The 20,234-nt window shown below is 73.5% G+C and carries 18 protein-coding genes; 6 read left to right on the plus strand and 12 right to left on the minus strand.

The features are described 5' to 3' along the window. Nucleotides 1-130: 130 nt before the first annotated feature. The 8 genes from QYM41_RS08655 to QYM41_RS08690 all read right to left on the minus strand — a co-directional run bounded on the left by QYM41_RS08655 (nucleotide 131) and on the right by QYM41_RS08690 (nucleotide 9,245). Nucleotides 131-1,588 (minus strand): MFS transporter, encoded by a 1,458-nt coding sequence (locus QYM41_RS08655; RefSeq protein WP_368799343.1) that lies wholly within the window; start codon nucleotides 1,586-1,588, stop codon nucleotides 131-133. Next, nucleotides 1,585-2,061, minus strand: coding sequence for an acyl-CoA thioesterase (locus QYM41_RS08660; protein WP_368799344.1), 477 nt, complete (start codon nucleotides 2,059-2,061; stop codon nucleotides 1,585-1,587). The genes QYM41_RS08655 and QYM41_RS08660 overlap by 4 nt, the downstream gene beginning before the upstream one ends. Continuing rightward, nucleotides 2,058-3,272, minus strand: coding sequence for a CaiB/BaiF CoA transferase family protein (locus QYM41_RS08665; protein WP_368799345.1), 1,215 nt, complete (start codon nucleotides 3,270-3,272; stop codon nucleotides 2,058-2,060). Before QYM41_RS08665 ends, QYM41_RS08660 begins: the two co-directional genes overlap by 4 nt. 48 nt (nucleotides 3,273-3,320) lie before the next feature. Further along, nucleotides 3,321-4,202 (minus strand): 3-hydroxyacyl-CoA dehydrogenase family protein, encoded by an 882-nt coding sequence (locus QYM41_RS08670; RefSeq protein WP_438612575.1) that lies wholly within the window; start codon nucleotides 4,200-4,202, stop codon nucleotides 3,321-3,323. A gap of 189 nt (nucleotides 4,203-4,391) precedes the next feature. Further along, nucleotides 4,392-5,222: an enoyl-CoA hydratase/isomerase family protein gene (locus tag QYM41_RS08675; RefSeq protein WP_368799347.1), complete on the minus strand. Its 831-nt coding sequence runs from the start codon at nucleotides 5,220-5,222 to the stop codon at nucleotides 4,392-4,394. A gap of 15 nt (nucleotides 5,223-5,237) precedes the next feature. After that, nucleotides 5,238-7,256, minus strand: coding sequence for a TRAP transporter permease (locus QYM41_RS08680; protein ID WP_368799348.1), 2,019 nt, complete (start codon nucleotides 7,254-7,256; stop codon nucleotides 5,238-5,240). Beyond that, nucleotides 7,246-8,412, minus strand: coding sequence for a TAXI family TRAP transporter solute-binding subunit (locus QYM41_RS08685; protein WP_368799349.1), 1,167 nt, complete (start codon nucleotides 8,410-8,412; stop codon nucleotides 7,246-7,248). Before QYM41_RS08685 ends, QYM41_RS08680 begins: the two co-directional genes overlap by 11 nt. A 29-nt stretch (nucleotides 8,413-8,441) precedes the next feature. After that, nucleotides 8,442-9,245, minus strand: coding sequence for an enoyl-CoA hydratase/isomerase family protein (locus QYM41_RS08690; protein WP_368799350.1), 804 nt, complete (start codon nucleotides 9,243-9,245; stop codon nucleotides 8,442-8,444). Nucleotides 9,246-9,456: 211 nt separating this feature from the next. On the opposite strand from QYM41_RS08690, the gene QYM41_RS08695 reads away from it, so the two are divergent. Both QYM41_RS08695 and QYM41_RS08700 read left to right on the plus strand, forming a co-directional pair. Continuing rightward, nucleotides 9,457-10,635, plus strand: a complete 1,179-nt coding sequence (locus QYM41_RS08695; RefSeq protein WP_368799351.1) for an acyl-CoA dehydrogenase family protein — start codon at nucleotides 9,457-9,459, stop codon at nucleotides 10,633-10,635. A 250-nt stretch (nucleotides 10,636-10,885) separates the two neighbouring features. Then, nucleotides 10,886-12,103 carry an MFS transporter gene (locus QYM41_RS08700; RefSeq protein ID WP_368799352.1) on the plus strand — a complete coding sequence of 406 codons (1,218 nt, stop codon included), beginning with the start codon at nucleotides 10,886-10,888 and terminating at the stop codon, nucleotides 12,101-12,103. A 121-nt stretch (nucleotides 12,104-12,224) separates the two neighbouring features. On the opposite strand, the gene QYM41_RS08705 is transcribed toward QYM41_RS08700, so the two are convergent. Next, nucleotides 12,225-12,656 (minus strand): hypothetical protein, encoded by a 432-nt coding sequence (locus QYM41_RS08705; protein WP_368799353.1) that lies wholly within the window; start codon nucleotides 12,654-12,656, stop codon nucleotides 12,225-12,227. Between the two features lie 230 nt (nucleotides 12,657-12,886). Between QYM41_RS08705 and QYM41_RS08710 the strand changes: the two genes are divergently transcribed. Both QYM41_RS08710 and QYM41_RS08715 read left to right on the plus strand, forming a co-directional pair. Beyond that, nucleotides 12,887-13,636 (plus strand): response regulator transcription factor, encoded by a 750-nt coding sequence (locus QYM41_RS08710; protein ID WP_368799354.1) that lies wholly within the window; start codon nucleotides 12,887-12,889, stop codon nucleotides 13,634-13,636. Next, entirely contained in the window at nucleotides 13,636-15,192 is a 1,557-nt protein-coding gene (locus tag QYM41_RS08715) for a sensor histidine kinase (RefSeq protein ID WP_368799355.1), read from the plus strand. Before QYM41_RS08710 ends, QYM41_RS08715 begins: the two co-directional genes overlap by 1 nt. A gap of 187 nt (nucleotides 15,193-15,379) precedes the next feature. On the opposite strand, the gene QYM41_RS08720 is transcribed toward QYM41_RS08715, so the two are convergent. The 3 genes from QYM41_RS08720 to QYM41_RS08730 all read right to left on the minus strand — a co-directional run bounded on the left by QYM41_RS08720 (nucleotide 15,380) and on the right by QYM41_RS08730 (nucleotide 18,398). Further along, complete coding sequence (locus QYM41_RS08720; RefSeq protein WP_368799356.1) at nucleotides 15,380-16,618, minus strand: heparan-alpha-glucosaminide N-acetyltransferase domain-containing protein; 1,239 nt, start codon at nucleotides 16,616-16,618, stop codon at nucleotides 15,380-15,382. Nucleotides 16,619-16,772: 154 nt separating this feature from the next. After that, nucleotides 16,773-18,035, minus strand: a complete 1,263-nt coding sequence (locus QYM41_RS08725; protein WP_368799357.1) for an MFS transporter — start codon at nucleotides 18,033-18,035, stop codon at nucleotides 16,773-16,775. A 3-nt stretch (nucleotides 18,036-18,038) separates the two neighbouring features. Beyond that, nucleotides 18,039-18,398 (minus strand): universal stress protein, encoded by a 360-nt coding sequence (locus QYM41_RS08730; protein WP_368799358.1) that lies wholly within the window; start codon nucleotides 18,396-18,398, stop codon nucleotides 18,039-18,041. 307 nt (nucleotides 18,399-18,705) lie between these two features. Between QYM41_RS08730 and QYM41_RS08735 the strand changes: the two genes are divergently transcribed. Continuing rightward, nucleotides 18,706-19,662 carry a tripartite tricarboxylate transporter substrate binding protein gene (locus QYM41_RS08735; protein WP_368799510.1) on the plus strand — a complete coding sequence of 319 codons (957 nt, stop codon included), beginning with the start codon at nucleotides 18,706-18,708 and terminating at the stop codon, nucleotides 19,660-19,662. Then, entirely contained in the window at nucleotides 19,662-20,234 is a 573-nt protein-coding gene (locus tag QYM41_RS08740) for a tripartite tricarboxylate transporter TctB family protein (RefSeq protein ID WP_368799359.1), read from the plus strand. The genes QYM41_RS08735 and QYM41_RS08740 overlap by 1 nt, the downstream gene beginning before the upstream one ends.

Consider the following 20,234-nt stretch of genomic DNA (forward strand, 5'->3'; position numbering starts at 1 on the left):
GCCCGGACCCGGTCACGGACCGCGACCTCCTCCGGACCGAGCTCGTCGTCGAGCCGGAAGTAGTCGGAGGTCGCGGTGCCCGCGCGCAGGGCGGTGGCCGTCCCGGTGGAGGGCGTGCTCGAGGTGGTGGTCATGGTCGGTCCTTTCGTCGGCGGGTCCCAGGACCCGCGGTGGTCGGTGTTCCCGGTGCCGCCGGGGATTGCCGGCGGGTGGCCCGCAGGATGGCGAGCAGCCCCAGCGCGGTCAGGGCGACCGCGGGGAAGACGAGGATCGAGGCCCCGGTGGCCCACGCCAGGGAGACAACGGAGTAGCCCACGGCCATCGAGAGGAAGCGGATCATGTTGTGGATGCCGATCGCGGTCCCCGAGCCCCCGGCGGGCGAGAGCACGAGCTCGGTGGCCGCCGCGCTCTGGGCGAAGGCGATGCCGGTCCCGGCGAGCACGAGCCCCAGCACCACCAGGCAGACGATCACCCACCGGGCCACGCCCAGCCCGGAGGAGACCATGGCCAGCGTGACCACCGGGGCGGCGACCACGAGGGTCAGCACCCCGCGGCTCAGCTGGATCCCGCTGCCGTGCCGGCGCCCCACCCGCGCCGCGACGGGTCCCGCCGCCGTCATGGCGAGCGCCAGGGTGAGGACCACGCCGCCGATCCCGGCGGGCCCCAGCTCCAGGTCCGACCCGAGGAACAGCGGCATCGCCACGATGGCCACCGCCATGGAGCCCATGGCCAGCCCGGAGCCGGCGGCGGCCGTGAGATAGGCGGGGTCCCGCAGCAGGGCCGGATCCAGCAGGGGCCGGGGCGCCCGCGGGTCCCCGGCGGCGCGGCGGTGCCGCCGCCGGGACAGCCGGAGGAACAGCCACCAGCCGAGCACGGCGCAGACCGCGCTGCCCGCCGCCCAGGACCAGGGCCCGGACTGCCCGGCCAGCACCACGGCGACGGCCGTCGAGCCCCCGCCGAGCAGCAGCCAGACCATCGCGGACATGTGCAGGGGCGGGCGCCGCCGCCCGATCCGGGGCATGAACGCGGTCAGCAGGAGGATGAGCACGAGCACCGTCCCGGCGTGCACCACGAAGACCCAGCGCCAGCCCAGCGCCTCGGTGAGGACCCCGCCGAAGGGCGGGCCCACGGCCTGCCCCACGCCGATGGCCGAGGCCCAGGCCCCCATCGTCTGGGCGGTCCGCTCCGGCCAGGTGGTGACCAGGGCGGCCTGCACGCAGGGCGGGATCGCACTGCACGCCGCGCCCTGCACCGCGCGGGCGAGCACGAGGGCCTCCAGGCCCGTGGCCGCGGCCGCCGTGAGCTCGGCGAGGACCATGACGCCCAGCGCCGAGAGCAGGAAGGCCTTGACGCCGAGCCGCTCGCCGAGCCAGCCGGCGAGCGGGACGGCCGTGGCCATCGCCACCGTGAAGGCGCTCACGGCCAGCACCGACTGCTGGGCCGTCATGGCGAGGTCCGTCTGGATGACGTACAGCGGCGCGTTGATCACGTTCGAGGACATCGTGCCCATCGCCGTGGTGGCCAGCAGCGCGGGGTAGGCGATCCGCCGCGCCCGCAGCCCGGGCCGGCCCCTGCGGAACGCGGTCATGCACGCACGGTCACGGGGCCCGCGGCCGCGTCCGGGTCCGGGTCCGGGTCCGGGACGACGACGCCCTCGAGGACCGCCCGCACCCGGTCCGGCAGCGGTGTGGAGCGGCCGGTGGCCGGGTCCATCTGCACGAGCACCGTGCGGGCACGGGCCGCGACCTGCCCGTGCTGGACCAGCTCGTAGGCCACCGTGTAGGAGGACCGCCCCACCCGGGGCACCCGCACGCGGGCCGTGAGCTCGGGTCCGTGGTCGATGGGGCGCAGGTAGTCGAGCGTCAGGGAGACCACCACGCGCGGGTGGGCGGGGTCCGGGACGCCGTCCTCCCCCAGCCACGCGGCGATCGCCGAGAGCCGTGCCTCCTCGACGAGGGTGACCACGCGGGCGTTGTTCACGTGCCGGTTGAGGTCCTGGTCGGACCAGCGCACCGGCAGCACGGTGGTGTGGACGGCGCCGGCGGTGCTGACCGTGCTCATGACGCCTGCCGGACCGCGGGCTCGCCGCGCTCGAGCCAGGCCAGGACACGCTCCCGGTCGCCGTCCAGCCGGGGCGGGGCCTGCGTGTAGTCGACCGGCGTGCGGCTGAAGTCCACGGGATGGCGGACCGTGGGGATCTCCCGGTCCCCGGTCCCGGCCAGGACCACCGGGTCCAGGCCGAGGCCCTCGGCGAACCGGACGCCCTCGTCCACCCCGAGGATCGGGGCGCAGGGCACCTGCACCGCCTTGAGCCGCTCGAACCAGTCCTCGGCGTCCCGCGCGGCGAGCCGCTCGATCATCAGCCGGCGCAGCTCCACCCGGTGGGCGTTGCGCGCGGACACCGTGGCGAACCGCTCGTCCTCGGCGAGCTCGGGCGCCCCGAGGCACCGGCACAGCCGGGCGAACTGCCCGTTGTTGCCCACGGCGATGACCATGTCCTTGTCCCGGGTGGGGAACGGCTCGTAGGGGTAGAGGCTCGGGTGCTCGTTGCCCATGCGGGTGGGCACGCTGCCCCCGGCCACGTACGCGGCGGACTGGTTCACCAGCCCGGACAGGGCCGAGGTCAGCAGGTTCAGCTCCACGTGCTGGCCCGTGCCGGAGGACTGCCGCTCGTGGAACGCGCCCAGGATGCCGGTGGCCGCGTGCAGGCCGGTGATGACGTCGAAGAGGGCCACGCCGGCCCGGTACGGCTCGCCGTGCTGGCTGCCGGTGAGGCTCATCATCCCGGAGAGGGCCTGGGCCAGGAGGTCGTAGCCGGGCAGGTCGGCGCCGCCGGCGGTGCCGAAGCCGGTGATCGAGGCGTAGACGAGGTCGGGCCGCCAGGCGCTGACGCTCTCGTAGTCGAGGCCGTAGCGCGCCAGGCCTCCGGGCTTGAAGTTCTCCACCAGGATGTCCGCCCGGGCGATGATCCGCTCCACGACCTCGAGCTGCTCGGGGTCGGAGAAGTCCAGGACGATCGAGTGCTTGTTGCGGTTCACCGAGAGGAAGAACGTGCTCTCGCCGTCCCGGTGGGGCGGGACCCAGGCGCGGGCGTCGTCCCCCGTGGTGCTCTCCACCTTGATGACGGTGGCGCCCATGTCCGCCAGCAGCATGGTGCAGTAGGGGCCGGCGAGCACGCGGCTGAGGTCCGCCACCACCACCCCGGCCAGCGGTCCCGTGCCGGGGCGGCCGAAGATCTCCTGCAGGGCGCGCGCGTCCTCGAACTGGTTCATGTCGTTGCTCCTCGTCGTCGCTTCTCGTCCGGTGCTCGCCCTCGGGGCTCAGCCGGCGTACTCGTACCAGCCGCGGCCGGTCTTGCGGCCGTACCGGCCCTGTTCGTAGAGCGCCTCCACGGAGGGGTGCGGGAGGTCCGCGGGGTCCCCGCTCTGCTCGTGCTCGGCCATGCGGATCAGGTAGGACACGTCGATGCCGACCAGGTCCATGAGCTCGAAGGGTCCCATCGGGTGCCCCAGAGCCGTCCGTGCGGCCACGTCGATGTCCTCGAAGCTCGCGACGCCGTCGGCCTCGAGCCGCAGCGCCTCGTCCCGCAGGGCGCCGAGGAGGCGGTTGGCCACGAAGCCGGGGACCTCGTGCTGGAGCCGCACGGGCTGCTTGCCGAGCCGGCGGGCGAGCTCCACGGTGGTCTCCACGGTGGCGTGCGAGGTCTGCGGGTTGCGCACCACCTCGACGCAGGCCATGACCAGCGCCGGGTTGAAGAAGTGCATGTTGCACACGCGGTCGGGCCGGCCGGTCGCGTCCATGAGCAGGGACGAGGGAATGGTCGAGGAGTTGGTCGCGAGGACGGCGTGCTCGGGCGCGGCCTCGTCGAGGTCGGCGAACAGCCGGCGCTTGATGTCGAGGCGCTCCACGGCGGCCTCGAGCACGAAGTCGGCGGAGCGCGCGGCCTCGAGCGAGTCGGTCGTGTACGTCATCCGGGCGAGGGCGCCGTCCACCTCCTCCCGGGTCCTGGTGCCCTTCTCGGCGAGCCTGCCGAGGCGGCGGTGCACCTCGGACCGGGACCGCTCGAGGGCGTCCGGGTCGAGGTCGCTGGTGGTGACGGCGTAGCCGGCGAGGGCGAAGACCGCCCCGATCTGGGTGCCCATGGCGCCGGATCCCACGACCAGGACGTCGTGGACGGCGTCGATGCTCGGCTGGGGGTTCATGATGTGCTCCTCGATGACGGTGGTGCTGCGCACGGCAGCGGGCAGGGGTGCGTCGGGCAGGGGTGCGACGGTCGGTGGCACGGGTGCCCCCGGCCGGGGTTCGGGGCCCGGCCAGTCGGGGCTCGTCGGGTGGGGTCCGCCGGATCAGGGCCCGTCGGGTCAGTGCCCGGCGGGACAGGGCCCGTCAGGTCAGGGCTCGTCGCGGAAGCGGGCGGGGCGCTTCTCCAGGAAGGCGTTCGCGCCCTCGGCCTTCTCGTCCGCGGCGTAGAGCAGGGACTGGGCCAGCCGCTCCAGCAGCAGGCCGGTGCGCTGGTCCGTCTCGGCGCCGTTGCGCACCACGAGCTTGGCCAGCCGCACGGCCAGGGGGCCCTTGGCGAGGATCGTCCCGGCGGTGGCCAGGGCGGTGTCCATCAGCTCCTCGGCGGGGACCACGCTGGTCACCAGACCGATCCTCAGCGCCTCCTCGGCGTCGATGATCCGGCCGGTGAGGATCATCTCCTGCGCCCGGCCGAGCCCCACGAGGCGGGACAGCCGCTGGGTGCCGCCGGCGCCGGGCAGGATGCCGAGGTTGGTCTCGGGCAGCCCGAACCGGGCGCCGGCCGCCGCCACGCGGATGTCGCAGGACATCGCCAGCTCGTTGCCGCCGCCCAGGGCGAAGCCGTTGACCGCGGCGATGGTGGGCAGCTCGAGGTCCTGGATCCGGTCGTAGAGGCGCTGCATCCGGGCGCGCAGGCCGTCCCGCAGCGTGTAGCCGATCAGCTGGGAGATGTCGGCGCCGGCCACGAAGGCCTTCTCCCCCGCGCCCGTGAGGACGACGGCGCCGACGTCCTCCCGCCGCTCCAGGGTGTCGAGCGCGGTCTCGATGCCGTCCAGCACCCCGGCGTTCAGGGCGTTGCGGACCTCGGGCCGGTTCACGGTGAGGACCGCGACACTGCCGCGCAGTTCGGCGAGGACGGTGTCCGTCCCGGTGTCGAGACGGGTCCCGGCGCCGGTGTCGGTGTCGGTGGTGGTCTCTGTCATGGCGGGTCCTTCCGGTCAGACGGTGGCGGTGGCGGGCTCGGGGGCGGTGGCGGCCGGGGCGTCGTCGTCGCCCCTGGGCTCCGCCTTCACGGTCAGGAAGGTCAGGAGCACGCTGCCGGCCACGAGGGCCAGGCCGAGGACCGCGGTGAGCGGCGTGGGCAGGAACAGCAGGAACCCGCCGGCCGCGGCCGCGACCCGGAACAGGACGGGCATCCGGCGGTCGAAGCCGACCGTCCAGCCCTCGATGGCCGAGGCCAGGGCGTAGACCCCCACGATGCTCAGGGCGAAGGCCAGCAGGATCCGGCCGGGCGAGTCCTGGGCGACCAGGGCGGGGTTGAGGGCGAAGCCGAACGGGACGATGTACTTCACCGCGCCGAGCTTCATGGCCGCCACGCTCGTGGCCATGGCGGGCGCCTTGGCCAGGCCCGCCGCGGCGAAGGCGGCGAGGCCCACCGGCGGGGTGATGTAGGAGACGGACGCCCAGTAGATGACGAACAGGTGCGCCGCGAGCGGGTTGACCCCCAGGTCGATGACCGCCGGGACCATGACGATCGCCAGGAACACGTAGGCCGCGGAGATCGTCATGCCCATGCCCAGGATGAAGCAGGTGACGGCCCCGGCGATGAGGATCAGGACCACGTTGTCGCCCACCAGCGAGACCAGCTCGCGGGCCAGGGACAGGCTCACGCCCGTGGCGGTGAGGCCGCCGACGATCAGGCCCACGCCGGCGATGATGCCGATGATGTTGCTCAGCGTCCGGCCGCACTCCACGAGGAAGTCGGTGAACTCCCGCGGCCCGAAGCGCTGGCCGGGGCGCAGGACGGCCACGATCAGCAGCACCAGGATCACCCAGTACGGCACCTGGGTCTCGGAGTCCGTGAGGAACAGCAGCCCGGTCAGCAGGCCCAGGGCCAGCACGTAGGGCCAGCCCTGCACGATCGTGGCGAGGGTCCGGGGCAGCAGGTTCGCGGGCACGCCCTTCAGCCCGTTGCGGGCGGCGTAGCCGTCCACCTGCAGGTAGATGCCGAGGAAGTAGAGGACCGCGGGGATGGTCGCGGCCACCAGGATCTCCGTGTAGGGCACGCCCACGAAGGAGACCATGAGGAACGCGGCGGTGCCCATGATCGGCGGGGTGATGGACCCGCCGGAGGAGGCCGTGGCCTCGATGCCGCCCGCGTAGGTGGAGCTGAACCCGGAGCGCTTCATGGCCGGGATGGTCATGGGCCCGGTGGTCAGCACGTTGGAGACCGCGCTGCCGCTCATCATGCCCATCGCGGCGCTGCTGGCCACGGACACCTTCGCCGCGCCGCCGCGGTACCGGCCGAAGATCGACATGGACAGGTTGTGGAAGAAGTCCGCGCCGCCGGTATGCTGCAGGGCCACCCCGAAGACCAGGAAGCCGATCAGGATGGTGGCCGCGGTCTGGATGGGCAGGCCCAGCACGCCCTCGGCCCCCATGATGTGCACCTGCGCCAGCGTCGGCAGGTCGTAGGTGACGCCCTGCAGGACGGCGATCGGCAGGTCCTCGGCGACCAGCGGGTACAGGGAGAACAGCAGCGCGATGACCGTCACGGTCAGCCCGCCGGTGCGGCGCAGGGCCTCGAGCACCACGAGCCACAGCACGAAGGCGGCGACCGTGGCGGCGGTGGGCGCCATGAACTCCCAGCCGTAGTTCTTGATCCGCGTCCCGTTGAGCGCGAAGTACACGCACACCGCCGCGGAGACGACCATGAGCAGCACGTCCAGTCCCTGGACCCGGCGCTCCCGGCCGGCACCGGCCGCGGTGGCGCCGGTCCGGTCCTCGTCCTGCTGGTCCGCCACCTGCTGGGTCAGCGGGACCTTGCGCAGCGGGTTGACGATGAACACGACCGGCAGGAAGGCCGCCAGGATCAGGTAGAGGTAGGAGTTGGTCAGCAGGGACAGCCCGCCCACGTTCCAGAAGAACACCTGGTTCATGGCCAGCAGCACGCCCAGCACCGTCAGCACGATCACGACCGTGCGCCAGAAGGGGGTCACCCGGGTGTCAGTTCTCATCGTCGTTCCCCTCGCCGTTCTCCTGGCCGTCCAGCTCGTTCTTCTTCCATTCCGTCCAGTTCCGCTCGAGCTCCTCCTCGGAGGAGGACTCGACGACGCCGGGCCAGGCCTCCCGCATGCGCTCGCCGCGCTCGATGAGCTCGTTGTTCTTCTGCTCGAGCTCCTCGCTCCAGACGCCGCGCTCCTCGAAGTAGCGCACGGTGCCCTCGTGGAACGGGACCACCAGCGGCTCCTTCAGGACGGCGTCGAAGGAGAACTGCTTCGTGTCCGGGGTGGTGCCCTCGTAGTGCTCGTAGTTCTCGACCATCGCCTTCACGAGGTGGTAGACCTCGTCCGCGTCCCGGGAGCCCATCGTGGTGAGCGGGATCGTGTACTCGAGGACGCGGGCGGTCTCGCCCTTCTCCATCCCGGCGCCGTCGGTGATCTCGCCGACCGTGACCATGGGCATGAGCTCCTCCCAGGTCTCGTAGCGGGCCGGGTCGGGGTCGTCGAAGGACAGCCACTTCACGTCCGTGCCGGAGGCCAGCTCGTCGATGTTGGAGCCGACCACGTTCTGGTAGAGGGCGTCGATCTGGCCCGCTTCGAGGCCGGCGATCTGCTCGCCGTAGGAGATCGGGACCTGCTCGACGTCGTCCCAGGTGAGACCGCCGTAGTTGAGGAAGCCCTCCATCTTGTTGTTGATCGAGGTGTTGGCGGTCAGCCTGGGGACCCGCTTGCCCTCGAGATCGGCGAAGGAGTCGATGCCGCTGTCCTCGCGCACGAGCATCCCGTAGTTGCCGGGCGGCGCCCACACCATCCTGATGTCCTGCGGTCCCCACACCTCGCTGGCGTACTCGTAGTCGCCCTCGAAGGCGTAGTAGTACTCGTCCCCGGTCCGGGCGTAGTCCACGGTGCCGTTGACGAGGGGGGCCAGCCGGCCGATGCCGGTGTCGGCGGTCATCAGCCGCACCTGGACGCCCTCCTCGTTGGTGAGGGTGTTGGCGATGGCGGCGAGATCGTTGTAGGTGCCGGTGCCCACGTTGTAGGTGGACCACACCAGCTGCTGCGGGAGCCCGTCGGGGCCCACCGGCTCGCTCCCCTCGGCCCCGGCGCAACCGGTCAGGGCCAGCAGCGCGGCGGCGCCCAGGGCGGCGAGCCGTGTTGTCGTTGTCCTCATGATGGCCTTTCGACGTGCGGTGATGGCGCTCAGCGCCCGGAGAAGGAGGGGTTCCGGCGGTCGAAGAACGACTGCTTGCCCTCGAGGAAGTCGGAGGTCCCGAACAGGACCGGCTGCTGCGCCCGCTCGAACGCCAGGGCGTCCTCGAGCGAGCCGGAGGCCTCGCGGATCCCCCGCTTGACCGCGGCGACGGCCAGCGGGGCCCGCCCGGCCAGCTCCCCGGCGCGGGCGAGCGCGGCGGGGAGCACCTCCGCGTCCGGGACGAGGTGGTCCACCAGACCGGCCTCCCGTGCCGCGACGGCGTCCACGGGGTCGGCCTCGAGCAGGATCCGCCGGGCGCGACCCGCGCCGGTGCGCTGGACCAGCGCGTGCAGCAAGCCCCCGTCCGGGACCAGGCCCAGGCGGGTGAAGGGGAACAGGAACCGCGCGCTCTCCCCGGCCACCACCACGTCGCAGCAGCACACCAGGCCGGCGGCCGCCCCGGCCACGGGGCCGTCCACCGCGGCCACGACCGGCTTCTCCAGCGCCGCGAGCTCCTGCACGAGCCCGGACAGGGCCTCCATCCGGGCCTGGGCCTCGGCGGGACCGGCGGGCGGCATGGCGGCGAGGTCCCCGCCGCCGCTGAAGCAGCCTCCCGCTCCGGTGAGCACCACGGCCCGGGTCCCGGGGTCGGTCGCGAGCTCCGCCAGGGCGGACCGCAGCTCGGTGCGCAGCTCCTGGCCGAGCACGTTGCGGCGCCGCTCATCGTCGAGCGTCACCACGGCCACGGCGCCGGTGCGCTCGACGCGCACCCGGGGCGGGGCGTCGACGGCGGTGGGGGACGAACAGGTCACAGGGTCCTCCGGGGATCAGGGAACGGGATCAGCGGATGTCGGGCTGATGTCGTGCAGATCACATTTCCACGACCCACTGTGAAACCTCAAATACCTAATGTGATGTTCAGTGATACCTATAGATCAATTGTTCGGCGATCGGTGTTGCGTGGATCACGAATGCGTCATCCTCGTCGAAGGCATCCCCGCATCCCGACTCCCAGGAGGACCCATGAACGCCGCCGCGACCGACCTGCTCCATCTCGACGCCGACCTCAGCGCCGAGGAGATCGAGACCCGGGACGCGGTGCGCGAGTTCGTGGACCGGAGGATCCGGCCGAACATCGCCGGCTGGTACGCCGACGCCGTGTTCCCCCAGGAGCTCGTGCCCGAGATGGCCCGGCTCGGCCTGCTCGGCATGCACCTGCAGGGCTACGGGTGCGCCGGGAAGTCCGCGGTCCAGTACGGCATCGCGATGCAGGAGCTCGAGGCCGGGGACTCCGGGCTGCGCACGTTCGTCTCCGTGCAGGGCTCGCTGGCGATGTCCGCGATCGCCAAGCACGGCTCCGAGGAGCAGAAGCAGCGCTGGCTGCCCGGCATGGCCGCCGGCGAGATCATCGGCTGCTTCGGTCTCACCGAGCCCACCGCCGGCTCCGACCCCTCGACCATGGCCACCACCGCCGTGCGCGACGGCGACGCGTGGGTCCTCAACGGCGCCAAGCGCTGGATCGGGCTCGCCTCCATCGCCCACGTGGCCGTGATCTGGGCCAAGGCCGCCGACGAGAGCGGGCAGGAGCGCGTCCGCGGCTTCCTCGTGCCCACCGACACCCCCGGGTTCACCGCCACCCCGATCGAGCCGAAGCTGTCCATGCGCGCCTCCATCCAGTGCGACATCACCCTCGAGGACGTCCGGCTGCCCGACGACGCCCTCCTGCCGCACCACCCCGGTCTTCGGGGACCCTTCTCGTGCCTCAACGAGGCCCGCTACGGCATCGTGTGGGGCGCCCTCGGTGCCGCCCGGGACAGCTTCGACGCCGCGCTGGCCTACTCGCAGGAGCGCATCCAGTTCGACAAGCCGCTCGCGGCCTACCAGCTCTCCCAGGAGAAGCTCGTGGACATGGCTCTCGAGATCCAGAAGGGGCAGCTGCTGGCGCTGCGCATCGGGCGGCTCAAGGACGAGGGCCGGCTGGAGAACCACATGATCTCGGTGGGCAAGCTCAACAACTGCCGGGTCGCCATCGAGGTGTGCCGCCAGGCGCGCACGATGCTCGGCGGCAACGGGGTCACCCTCGACCACTCACCGCTGCGCCACGCCAACAACCTGGAGTCGGTGCGCACCTACGAGGGCACCGACGAGGTGCACACCCTCATCCTGGGCCAGCACCTGACCGGGCACTCCGCCTTCCGCTGAGCAGGGGCTGCCGCCCGGCACCCGAGGGCCCGTCCGGCCACGCCACCGCGTGGCCGGACGGGCCCTCGGGCGTGAGGCGGACGGCCGCAGGGCCGGCCGCCGGCGCCGCGGGACCTGACCAAGATCACACCGGCGGCCATGGGAGACGCGGACGAACCCGCGTAGCATCGAGAACCACCCCTTTTTCTTCTGCTCGGGCTCGACGACGTGCTCGTTCCCCGTCCCTGCGCCCACACCGGAAGGACCCGCCGTGTCCGCACCCCGCACCGCCCTGCTCCAGGTGGTCGACGCCCCCGGCCCCGTCGGCACCCGCCTCGCCATCTTCGCCCTGGCCCTCGGCGGCTTCGGCGTGGGCACCACGGAGTTCGCCTCGATGGGCCTGCTGCCGTTCATCGCCGAGGACTTCGGCGCCTCGATCCCCGCCGTGGGCCAGTCCATCTCGCTCTACGCCCTCGGCGTGGTGGTCGGCGCGCCGCTCATCACGTCCCTCGCCGCCCGGGTGGAGCGCAAGACCCTGCTGCTGGCCCTGATGCTCACGTTCGTGCTGGGCAACGGGCTCTCGGCGGCCGCACCGGCCCTCGGGTGGCTGTACGTGGCGCGCTTCCTCTCCGGCCTGCCCCACGGCGCCTACTTCGGGGTCGCCGCGGTGGTGGCCTCCTCCCTGGTGGCCCGGGAGCGGCGCGGCACCGCGGTGGCCCGGGTGATGCTGGGCCTCACCATCGCCAACATCGTGGGCGTGCCGTTCGCGGCCGCCCTGGGCGGGGCCCTCGGCTGGCGCTCGGCCTATCTGCTGGTGGTGGTCCTGGGCGCCCTGACCATCGGGGCGCTGGCCCTGTGGGTGCCCCGCACCCGCAACGAGGGCATGGCCTCCGCGGGCCAGGAGATCCGCGCCCTGGCGCGCCCGCAGGTGGCCCTGACCCTGGTGGCGGGCGCGGTCGGCTTCGGCGGCATGTTCGCGGTCTACACCTACATCTCCCCGACCCTCACCGAGCTCACCGGCCTGGACATCGGCACCGTGCCGTGGGTGCTGGCCGTCTTCGGCGTGGGCATGACCCTCGGCTCGCTGCTGGCCGGACCGCTCATCGACCGCTCGGTGGAGCGCACCGCCCTCGGCGCCGGCGCCGTCTCGGGCGTGGCCCTGGCGTTCTTCGCCCTGTTCGTCCACGTCCCCGCGGCGGCCGTCCTGGGCGTGCTGTGGATCGGCATCATGGGCTCCATCTTCACGACCTCCCTCCAGGTGCGCCTGCTGCGCGAGGCGAAGGACGCCCCGTCCCTGACGGCCGCCATGAACCACGCGGCCTTCAACCTGGCCAACGCCATGGGCGCCTTCCTCGGCGGGATCGTGATCTCCGCCGGCTGGGGCTACCGCTCCCCCGCCTGGGTGGGCGTGGGCCTGGCCGTGGCCGGCCTGCTCATCCTCGGCTACGCCGCACAGCGGCACCGCCACGCGGAGGCCGCGGCCGAGTAGCGCCCTCCCGCGGCCCGGTGGCGGAGGTGCCGCCGGGCCGCTCCCGGTCCTCGCGGCCCGCGGCCGGACGGCACTCCCGGACGCCGTTGCCTGCCACCGCGCCCGGCCGCGGTCCGGGCGCCTACAGGGCCTCGGAGCTCCGCGCCGGCCGGAGCGCCCCGAGCAGGCCGCGCATCCGCCGCGGGGCGGGAGCGGTGACCGGGACGGGAACAGCGCCCGGGGCCGGCGACGACGGCGGCACCGCGACGGGGCGCTGGGCGGCGGTGTGCCGATAGGCCATGGCCTGCAGCTCCACGACCGGGTGCTCGAGGCTGCGCCGGGCGGCCTCGGACGGGCGCGTGGCGGCGAAGGCGGCGGCGGCGTCCCGCAGGGACTGCGCGGCGATGAACGGGGCGGCCGCCTCGACGTGGGGCCGCACCGCGATCCGGTAGGCGGCGCGCTCGATCTCGGCACAGTCCTCCCAGCGGGGTGCTCCGGGGTGGGCGGCGCGCTCGTACTGGGCGCGGGCGGCGGCCTCGACGGCGTCGGTGATGGTGATGGTGATGGTGCGCATGTCCGCTCCTGAACGTCCGGTGGATGACTGGCTCGCGAGCTCCGTGGGCGCCGGAGGGCGTCGAGTGGTTCCAGCGTCCGGCCGCAGCCTGTGCCCCAGCTGTGCCGGCACACCCGCATCGGCTGTGTCTCCGGGACCGTCGCACAGGCCCCGCACAGCTTCCACAGGACCTGCGCCTAATCTGGTGGAGGACAGTGACGGTGTCACGTCCGCCCGCACCGGGAGCTCCCATGTCCTACTCCTCCAGCTTCTCCGTCCTCACCGAGGTCCTGCCCCGGCTGACCCACCCGGACGGTTCCCCGATCCGGGTGCTCGTGGTGGACGACGAGCCGGCGCTGGCCGACCTCGTGGCCATGGGCACGGGCATGTGCGGGTGGGAGGCCCGGATCTCCCACGAGGGCTACGACGCGGTCGCCCAGGCCCGCGAGTTCGCCCCGGACGTGCTGGTCCTGGACCGGATGCTCCCGGGGCTGGACGGGCTGGAGATCCTGGCCCGGATCCGCCGGTCCTACCCCGAGGTGCCGGTGCTGTTCCTCACGGCCAAGGACAGCGTGGCCGACCGGATCGAGGGCCTGGCCTCGGGCGGGGACGACTACGTGACCAAGCCCTTCTCCATCGAGGAGGTGCTCATCCGGCTGCACCGGCTCGTGCAGCGCTCCGGGGTCGCGGCCCAGGACAGCGCCACCCTGGTGGTCGGGGACCTGGTGCTCAACGTCGACAGCCGCGAGGTCACCCGGGCCGGTGAGCCGGTCGAGCTGACCGCCACCCAGTTCGAGCTGCTGCGCTACCTGATGGAGAACCCGCGCCGGGTGCTGTCCAAGGCGCAGATCCTCGACAACGTGTGGCACTACGACTTCTCGGGCCAGGCGAACATCGTGGAGCTCTACATCTCCTACCTCCGCAAGCGGATCGACGCCGGACGGGCCCCGATGATCCACACCGTGCGCGGGGCCGGGTACGTCATCAAACCCGCGCCCTGATGCCGCACGACCCCCTGCCCGGGCACCGCCCGCCGGACCCGCGGCCGGACCCGCCGCCCGGGCGGCGCCTGCCGCTGGCCACCCGGCTCATCGCCGGGGTGCTCGCACTCCTGGCGGTGGTGCTGCTCGTGCTGGGCGCCACGATCGTGGAGCTCACCCGCCAGGACCTCGTCGAGCGGCTCGACGGCTCGCTGCGCCAGGCCACCGGGCGGGCCCTGACCTTCACGCGGGGGGACCCCGCCCTGGAGCGGGACCCCCTCGACGCCCCCGGCCAGCCGGTGGGCGTCCTGGTGGCCGTGCTGGAGGACGACGAGATCGTCACGGCGTCCTACCGCACCGGGTCCGGGGAACCCGCACCCCTGCCCGAGGCGGACGTCGCGGCCCTGCAGGACGCGGGGGTCTTCGCCGCCGAGAGCCCGGACGAGCGGGGCTTCGGGGACCGCCGCCGCTCCACGGGCACGGAGCAGGGCCGGCTCACGGACGTGGCCCTGTCCGTGGGCGAGTACCGGGTCGAGTCCGTCTCCCGGGACACCCGGGGCGGGGAGCGGGTGCTGGTGACCGGGCTGCCGACGGCGTCGGTCGACGACACCGTGGCGGAGCTGGTGACCACCATGACGGTGGGCAGCCTGCTCGCGCTGCTGACCACGGCGGTGGCCGGGACCGTCGTCGTGCGCCGTGCCCTGAAGCCGCTGGAACAGGTCTCGGCCGCGGCCTCCCGGGTCGCACGCCTCCCGCTGGCCTCCGGGGAGGTCTCGCTGGCCGGCCAGCACGTGCCCGCCGAGCTGGCCCGGCCCGGCACCGAGGTCGGGGAGGTCGGCCACGCCCTGAACTCCCTGCTCCGGAACGTGGACTCCGCCCTGGCCGCCCGCCAGTCCTCCGAGACGCGGCTGCGCCGGTTCGTGGCCGACGCCTCGCACGAGCTGCGCACCCCGCTGGCGGCCGTGCGCGGCTACACGGACATGCTCCAGCTCACCGAGCCCCTGACCGGTCCCGGCCGCGCCTCGCTGGCCCGGGTCGAGCAGCAGACGCTGCGGATGACCGCCCTCGTGGAGGACCTGCTGCTGCTGGCCCGGCTGGACGAGGGCCGCCCGCCTCAGCTGCGGGACGCGGACCTCGGCGAGCTGGTGCTCGAGGCCCTGACCGACGCCTCGGCGGCGGGCCCCGACCACGACTGGGCCCTGGACGTGCCGGAGGAGCCCGTGCCGGTGCGCGCGGACGTGGGACAGCTCCACCAGGTGCTGGCCAATCTGCTCTCCAACGCCCGCAAGCACACCCCGCCCGGCACCGCGGTGACCGCCGCTGTGCGGGCCACCGCCGACGGCTGGGCGGAGGCCTCCGTGCTCGACGCCGGCCCGGGGATCCCGGCCGAGTTCCAGGCCCGGCTCTTCGAGCGCTTCAGCCGCCTGGACGGCTCCCGGCAGACCCGGGAGGGCAGCACCGGGCTGGGACTGTCGATCGTGCGCTCGGTGGTGCAGGCACACGGCGGCACGGTGGGCGTGGAGTCCCGGCCGGGCCGCACGCTCTTCACCGTCCGCCTCCCCCTGGGCACCGCCTGAGCACGGGACCGTCTCCGCCGGGCCCCCTGGCGGCCCGGTCCGGACCCGGGCCCCCGCGCGACCCGCCCGGACGGTGGCCACGTGCTGCTCGGCCGGCTGCGGCCGGGCAGCCGGGCGGCCGGGCAGCCGGGCGGCCGGGCAGCCGGGCGGCCGGGCAGCCGGGCGGCCGGGTGGCCGGGCGGCCGGATCAGGAGCGCCGTGCCGGGCCGGTGCCGAGCACCAGGCCGCGGCCGGCGCCGGCGGCCAGGGCCACGACCCGCTCCAGCGGACCCCGTCCGAAGGAGCGGTGCCAGGCCACCGCGAAGAGCGCCGCGACCACCACGTGGATGAGGAACCACAGCAGCGGCACCTCGTAGTGGAGCATGGCCGCCAGGGCCAGCAGGTGCGCCGAGTAGAGCGTCAGGGTCATCGTCCCCATCGCGCTCAGCGGCAGCAGCCAGGCACCGGCCCGGCGCGCCACGAGCAGGAGGAGACCCAGCACGGCCGTGCCGGAGCCCAGGTCCTGCAGGACGGCCACCGGGGTGTTCGTGTGCGGGCCGGGGACCAGCAGCCACCACCAGGAGGTGTCGGGCAGCACCGGGTCCGGTCCCCAGACGATGATCTCGTCGATCCGGTCCTCGCTCAGCCCCGGGGTGGAGCTCATCAGCTGGTCGTAGCCCCCGGCCTGCAGGATCAGCACCCAGTACACCAGCCAGGCGCCCACGGCCACGGCGAGCCCCACCCACAGCAGCCGCACCTGCACCCGCGCGGACCGCAGGTTCAGCCGGCCGATCGCCATCCCGGCGAGCAGGTAGGCCAGGTACGGGACCGCCGGGTATGTGCCGGTGAGCAGCACCTGGGACAGCACGGTCCCCGGGTCGGCGAGCACGTCGGCGACGGTCGGGTTCTCCACCTCGAGCGCGGGCAGCGCCCCGCGCAGCGCCTGCATCAGCACGGGACCCAGCACGGCGGCGGCGGCCGCGAGGCCGAACAGCGCCCGTGCGGGCAGGTGCAGGAAGGGGATCGCCAGCAGGAAGAACATGCCGTAGTAGACGAGGATGTCGTACGCGGGCGGGTCGGCCGGCATGACCTGGTTGATCAGCAGCCCGAGCACCGTGATCAGCACGGCCCGGACCAGCAGCCCCGCCCGGTCGGCGGTCAGCGTCCGGCCCCGGTGCGGGGTGCGCCCGCCGGAGGAGAAGGCCAGGCCCACCCCGGCCAGGAGGGCGAACAGGGCGGCGGCGCGGCCCGCGAACAGCTCCCACTGGAGGGTGGGCTCGTAGGTCTCGGGGTTCCAGGCGGGCAGGATGTGGATCGACATCATCCCGACCAGGGCGAGGCCCCGGGCGGCGTCGACCCCCACCAGCCGGCGCCGCCGAACCAGCGGCAGCGCCGGGCTCTCCTCGGCCGGTCGTGCGGGCGGGGCGGGACGGTGGACGTCGACCATGGCGGCGGGTTCCTTCTCTCGGACGTGCCGCCGGGCTCCCTGCCCGCCGGCCCGGACCCTGCGGTCCTTCTCGTCCTCCAGCTGACCAGGCCGGATTGTGCCGCCGTTGTGGCGTTGCTGTGCCCGCACTGTGGCGCGCTCCGGGTCCGCCCGGTCAGCGCCGCACGGTCTTCTCCAGCCCGCTGACCAGCAGCACCGCGCACGTGAACCAGATCGCCCCGGCCGGGCCGAGCGGCGCGGCCACCAGGCCGGCGAGCAGCGGCATGGCCACCTGCCCCGCCCGGTTGCCCACGAGCCGCACGGCCAGCGCCGAGCCCCGCCACGCGGACGGGACGGCGGTGGACACCAGGGTCATGGTGATCGGCTGGCCCAGTCCCAGGCAGAAGCCGCCCACGAAGAGCAGCAGGGCGGCGAACCACGGCACCGTGATCACGGCGGGCGGCACGGCCAGGGTGCACCCGGCGCCGTAGAGGCTGACCAGCAGGAGGGCCCGCCGGGACATCCGGTGGGCCAGCCAGGGGAGCAGGACGCGGGAGAGGATCGACGCGCCGCCGCGCACGGCCAGCAGGACGCCGATCCACGCCGGGGAGACCCCGGCCCGCTCGCCCACCAGCGGCAGGAAGGCGGTGAGGATGTCGAGCATCGCCAGCAGGGCCAGGGACGCCAGCATGTGGGACGGGACACCGGGCACCCGGAGGATCCGCGCCATGGACGCGCGCGGCGCCCCCGGGACCGCCTCGAGCTCACCGGTGACGGGAGCGGCCCGCTCCGCCGCCCCGGCGTCGTCGTCCCGGGCGGGCCTGCCCGCGGACCCGGCCGCACGGGGGCGCAGGAGCATCAGGGGCGCCACGAGCAGGGACAGCCCGGCCCCGATCCACAGGGACAGCGTGATGTCGGCGATGCGCTCCGGCGAGTCGACGTCGCTGCCCGAGCCCAGGAGCACGCCGACCAGCAGCGGGCCCATCAGCTGCCCGGCGGAGAAGGCCGCGGTGAACCAGCCGAAGCCCTTGTCCAGCTGGTCCGGCGGGGAGAAGCGGGCGACCGCCGACTGCCCGGCGATGGTGAACACCAGGTGCCCCATGCCGAGCAGGGCGCTCGCCACGGCCACGAGCGCCACGCTGGGGGCGAGGGCCAGGGCCACCGCCCCCAGGGCGAGGACCAGGGCGCCGACGACCACCATGGTCCGCAGCTCCCGCACCCGGTCGGTCATCCGGCCCAGCCACATGGCCGTGACGAGCGGGATCACGGCGTAGGCGGCCGTGACGAGGCCGACCGTCACGGAGTCGGCGTCCAGGGACAGCAGCTTGTAGGTGGTGACCGGGCGCACCAGGTTCAGGGCGGTCTGCGTGAGCAGGGCCCCGGCCACGAGGAACCACAGCCAGGCCCCGGAGCGGGGCCCCGGGGCGGGCGCGGCCATGCCTCAGGAGCGCCGGGGCTTGACCGCGATCACCGGCGCGTTGGCCTCGAGCAGGATCTGCTGGGCCGCACTGCCGAGCAGCAGCTTGCCCACGGGGCTGCGGTGCTTCACGCCGATCACCACGGCGGAGGCGTCGACCTGCTCCGCGGTGTCGAGGAGCTCGCCCACGGCGTCCCGGTTGCGGGTGTCGGGGGTGCGGAAGCTGACGGGAACGCCGTCCAGCTCGTTCGCCTCGGGGTCGATCTGGGCGCCTCCCAGGTTGAAGACCAGCAGGTCCTCCTGGCGGCGTCCGGCCTCCTCGACCGCGGCCGCGAGCGCGGCCTCGCCCTCGGGGGTGCTGGTACGGGCAACGACGACGGTCATGGGAGCCTCCGCAGTGGGGTGGGGACAACGGGTGATGGGACAGGGGAGTACAAAACGAGGTCCACCCTACGGCCGAACGTGTGAGGACCGTCTCTTTCCGCGTGAGCAGAATGCGCAGAACCAGCACAACGATCACTACGCACGAAAGCCGGATCAACGGCCCCCGCGTGATCCGGGTCACTTACCGTCGAGTGAGCGGCTCCGACAGAGCCATGCACCCGCACCCCACGACCCAGGAAAGTGGATCCCCGTGAGCTCACCACCAGATCAGGCCCAGCCGGGCACCCGGCGCCGGCACCCGGTCGCCATGACGGTCTACGGCGTGATCGCCGCCGCCGTGATCGGCGTGGCCGCCTTCTTCTCCTTCCAGTCGGCCACGGCCGGCTCGGACATCCGCTCGAACCTCACCCTGATCGCCCCGGCGGGCGCCGGCGGCGGGTGGGACACGTTCATGCGGGAGCAGCAGCAGGCCATGCGCGCCAACAGCCTGGTCAACAACACCCAGGTGGTGAACATCCCGGGCGCGGCCGGCACCATCGGCCTCGGCCAGCTCTCCACCATGGAGGGGCAGGCCAACACCCTGATGGTCACGGGCGCGGGCCTCGTCGCCGGCGTCGCGCAGCTCGACTCGGCCGTCACGCACGACGACGTGCGCCCGATCGCCCGGGTGGTCGAGGAGTACGACGTCGTCGTGGTCCCCGCCGACTCGCCCTACGAGACGATGGACGAGCTCGTGGAGGCCTGGCGGGCGAAGCCCGCCGAGGTCGCCTGGACCGGCGGCGGCACCTTCGACCAGCTCGTGATGACCGAGCTCGCGCTCGAGGCCGGCATCGAGCCGTCCGAGACCACCTACATCCCGAAGTCCGGCGGCGGCGAGGCCACGCAGGCCCTGATCACGGGCACCGCGGACGCGGCCACCTCCGGGTACATGGACGTGGCCGACCAGATCGAGGCCGGCCGGCTGAGGGCACTGGGCATGGCCGCCCCGGAGCGGCTGGAGGGCGTCGAGATCCCGACCCTCACGGAGCAGGGCTTCCCGGTGGACCTGGCCAACTGGCGGGCCGTCCTGGCCCCGCCCGGCATCACCGACGAGGAGTTCGCCGAGCTGCGGACCCTGCTCGAGGAGACCGTCGCCACCCCGGAGTGGCAGAAGGCCGTCGAGCGCAACAAGTGGACCGAGGTGTACCTCGCGGGCGACGAGTTCGACGAGTTCCTGGCCTCGGAGCAGGAGCGCATCGCCATGCTGGTAGAGGAGATTTCCTGATGAGCACCCCCACGTCCTCGCACACCGGCACCGCCGGGGAGCACCGGACCGACGTCCAACCTCCGTGGGAGCAGCCGGAGACCACCACCTCCTGGTGGAGCGGCCGCAGCGGCCTCGTGGTGCCCGCGGTGGTGGCCGCCTTCAGCACCTATCTGCTGATCGGCGTCCTGACCATGGAGATCCCGGAGGGCACCGACTTCCCCGGCCCCACGTTCTACCCGCTGATCCTGACCGTGGCCGGCTACGTCCTGGCGGCCCTGCTGGTGCTGCACTACCTGCGCACCCCGGAGCACCCCGAGGAGCTCTCGGCGCGCACCTGGCGGACCCACTCGGACTGGTCCGCGGTGGCCTGGTCCGCGGGCGGGTTCCTGGCCTTCGCCCTGACGCTCGAGGTGCTGGGCTGGATCCTGGCCGCCGCCCTGCTGTTCTGGGCCGTGGCCCGCGGCTTCGGCAGCCGCCGGCCCCTCTTCGACATCTCGCTCGCCCTGCTCGTGAGCAGCGCGATCTACCTGGCATTCACCGTCGGCCTGGGGCTCACCCTCCCGTCCGGCATCCTGGGAGGCGGATTCTGA

Source organism: Kocuria oxytropis, from assembly GCF_040981195.1.
GTDB classification, from domain to species: Bacteria; Actinomycetota; Actinomycetes; order Actinomycetales; family Micrococcaceae; genus Kocuria; species Kocuria oxytropis.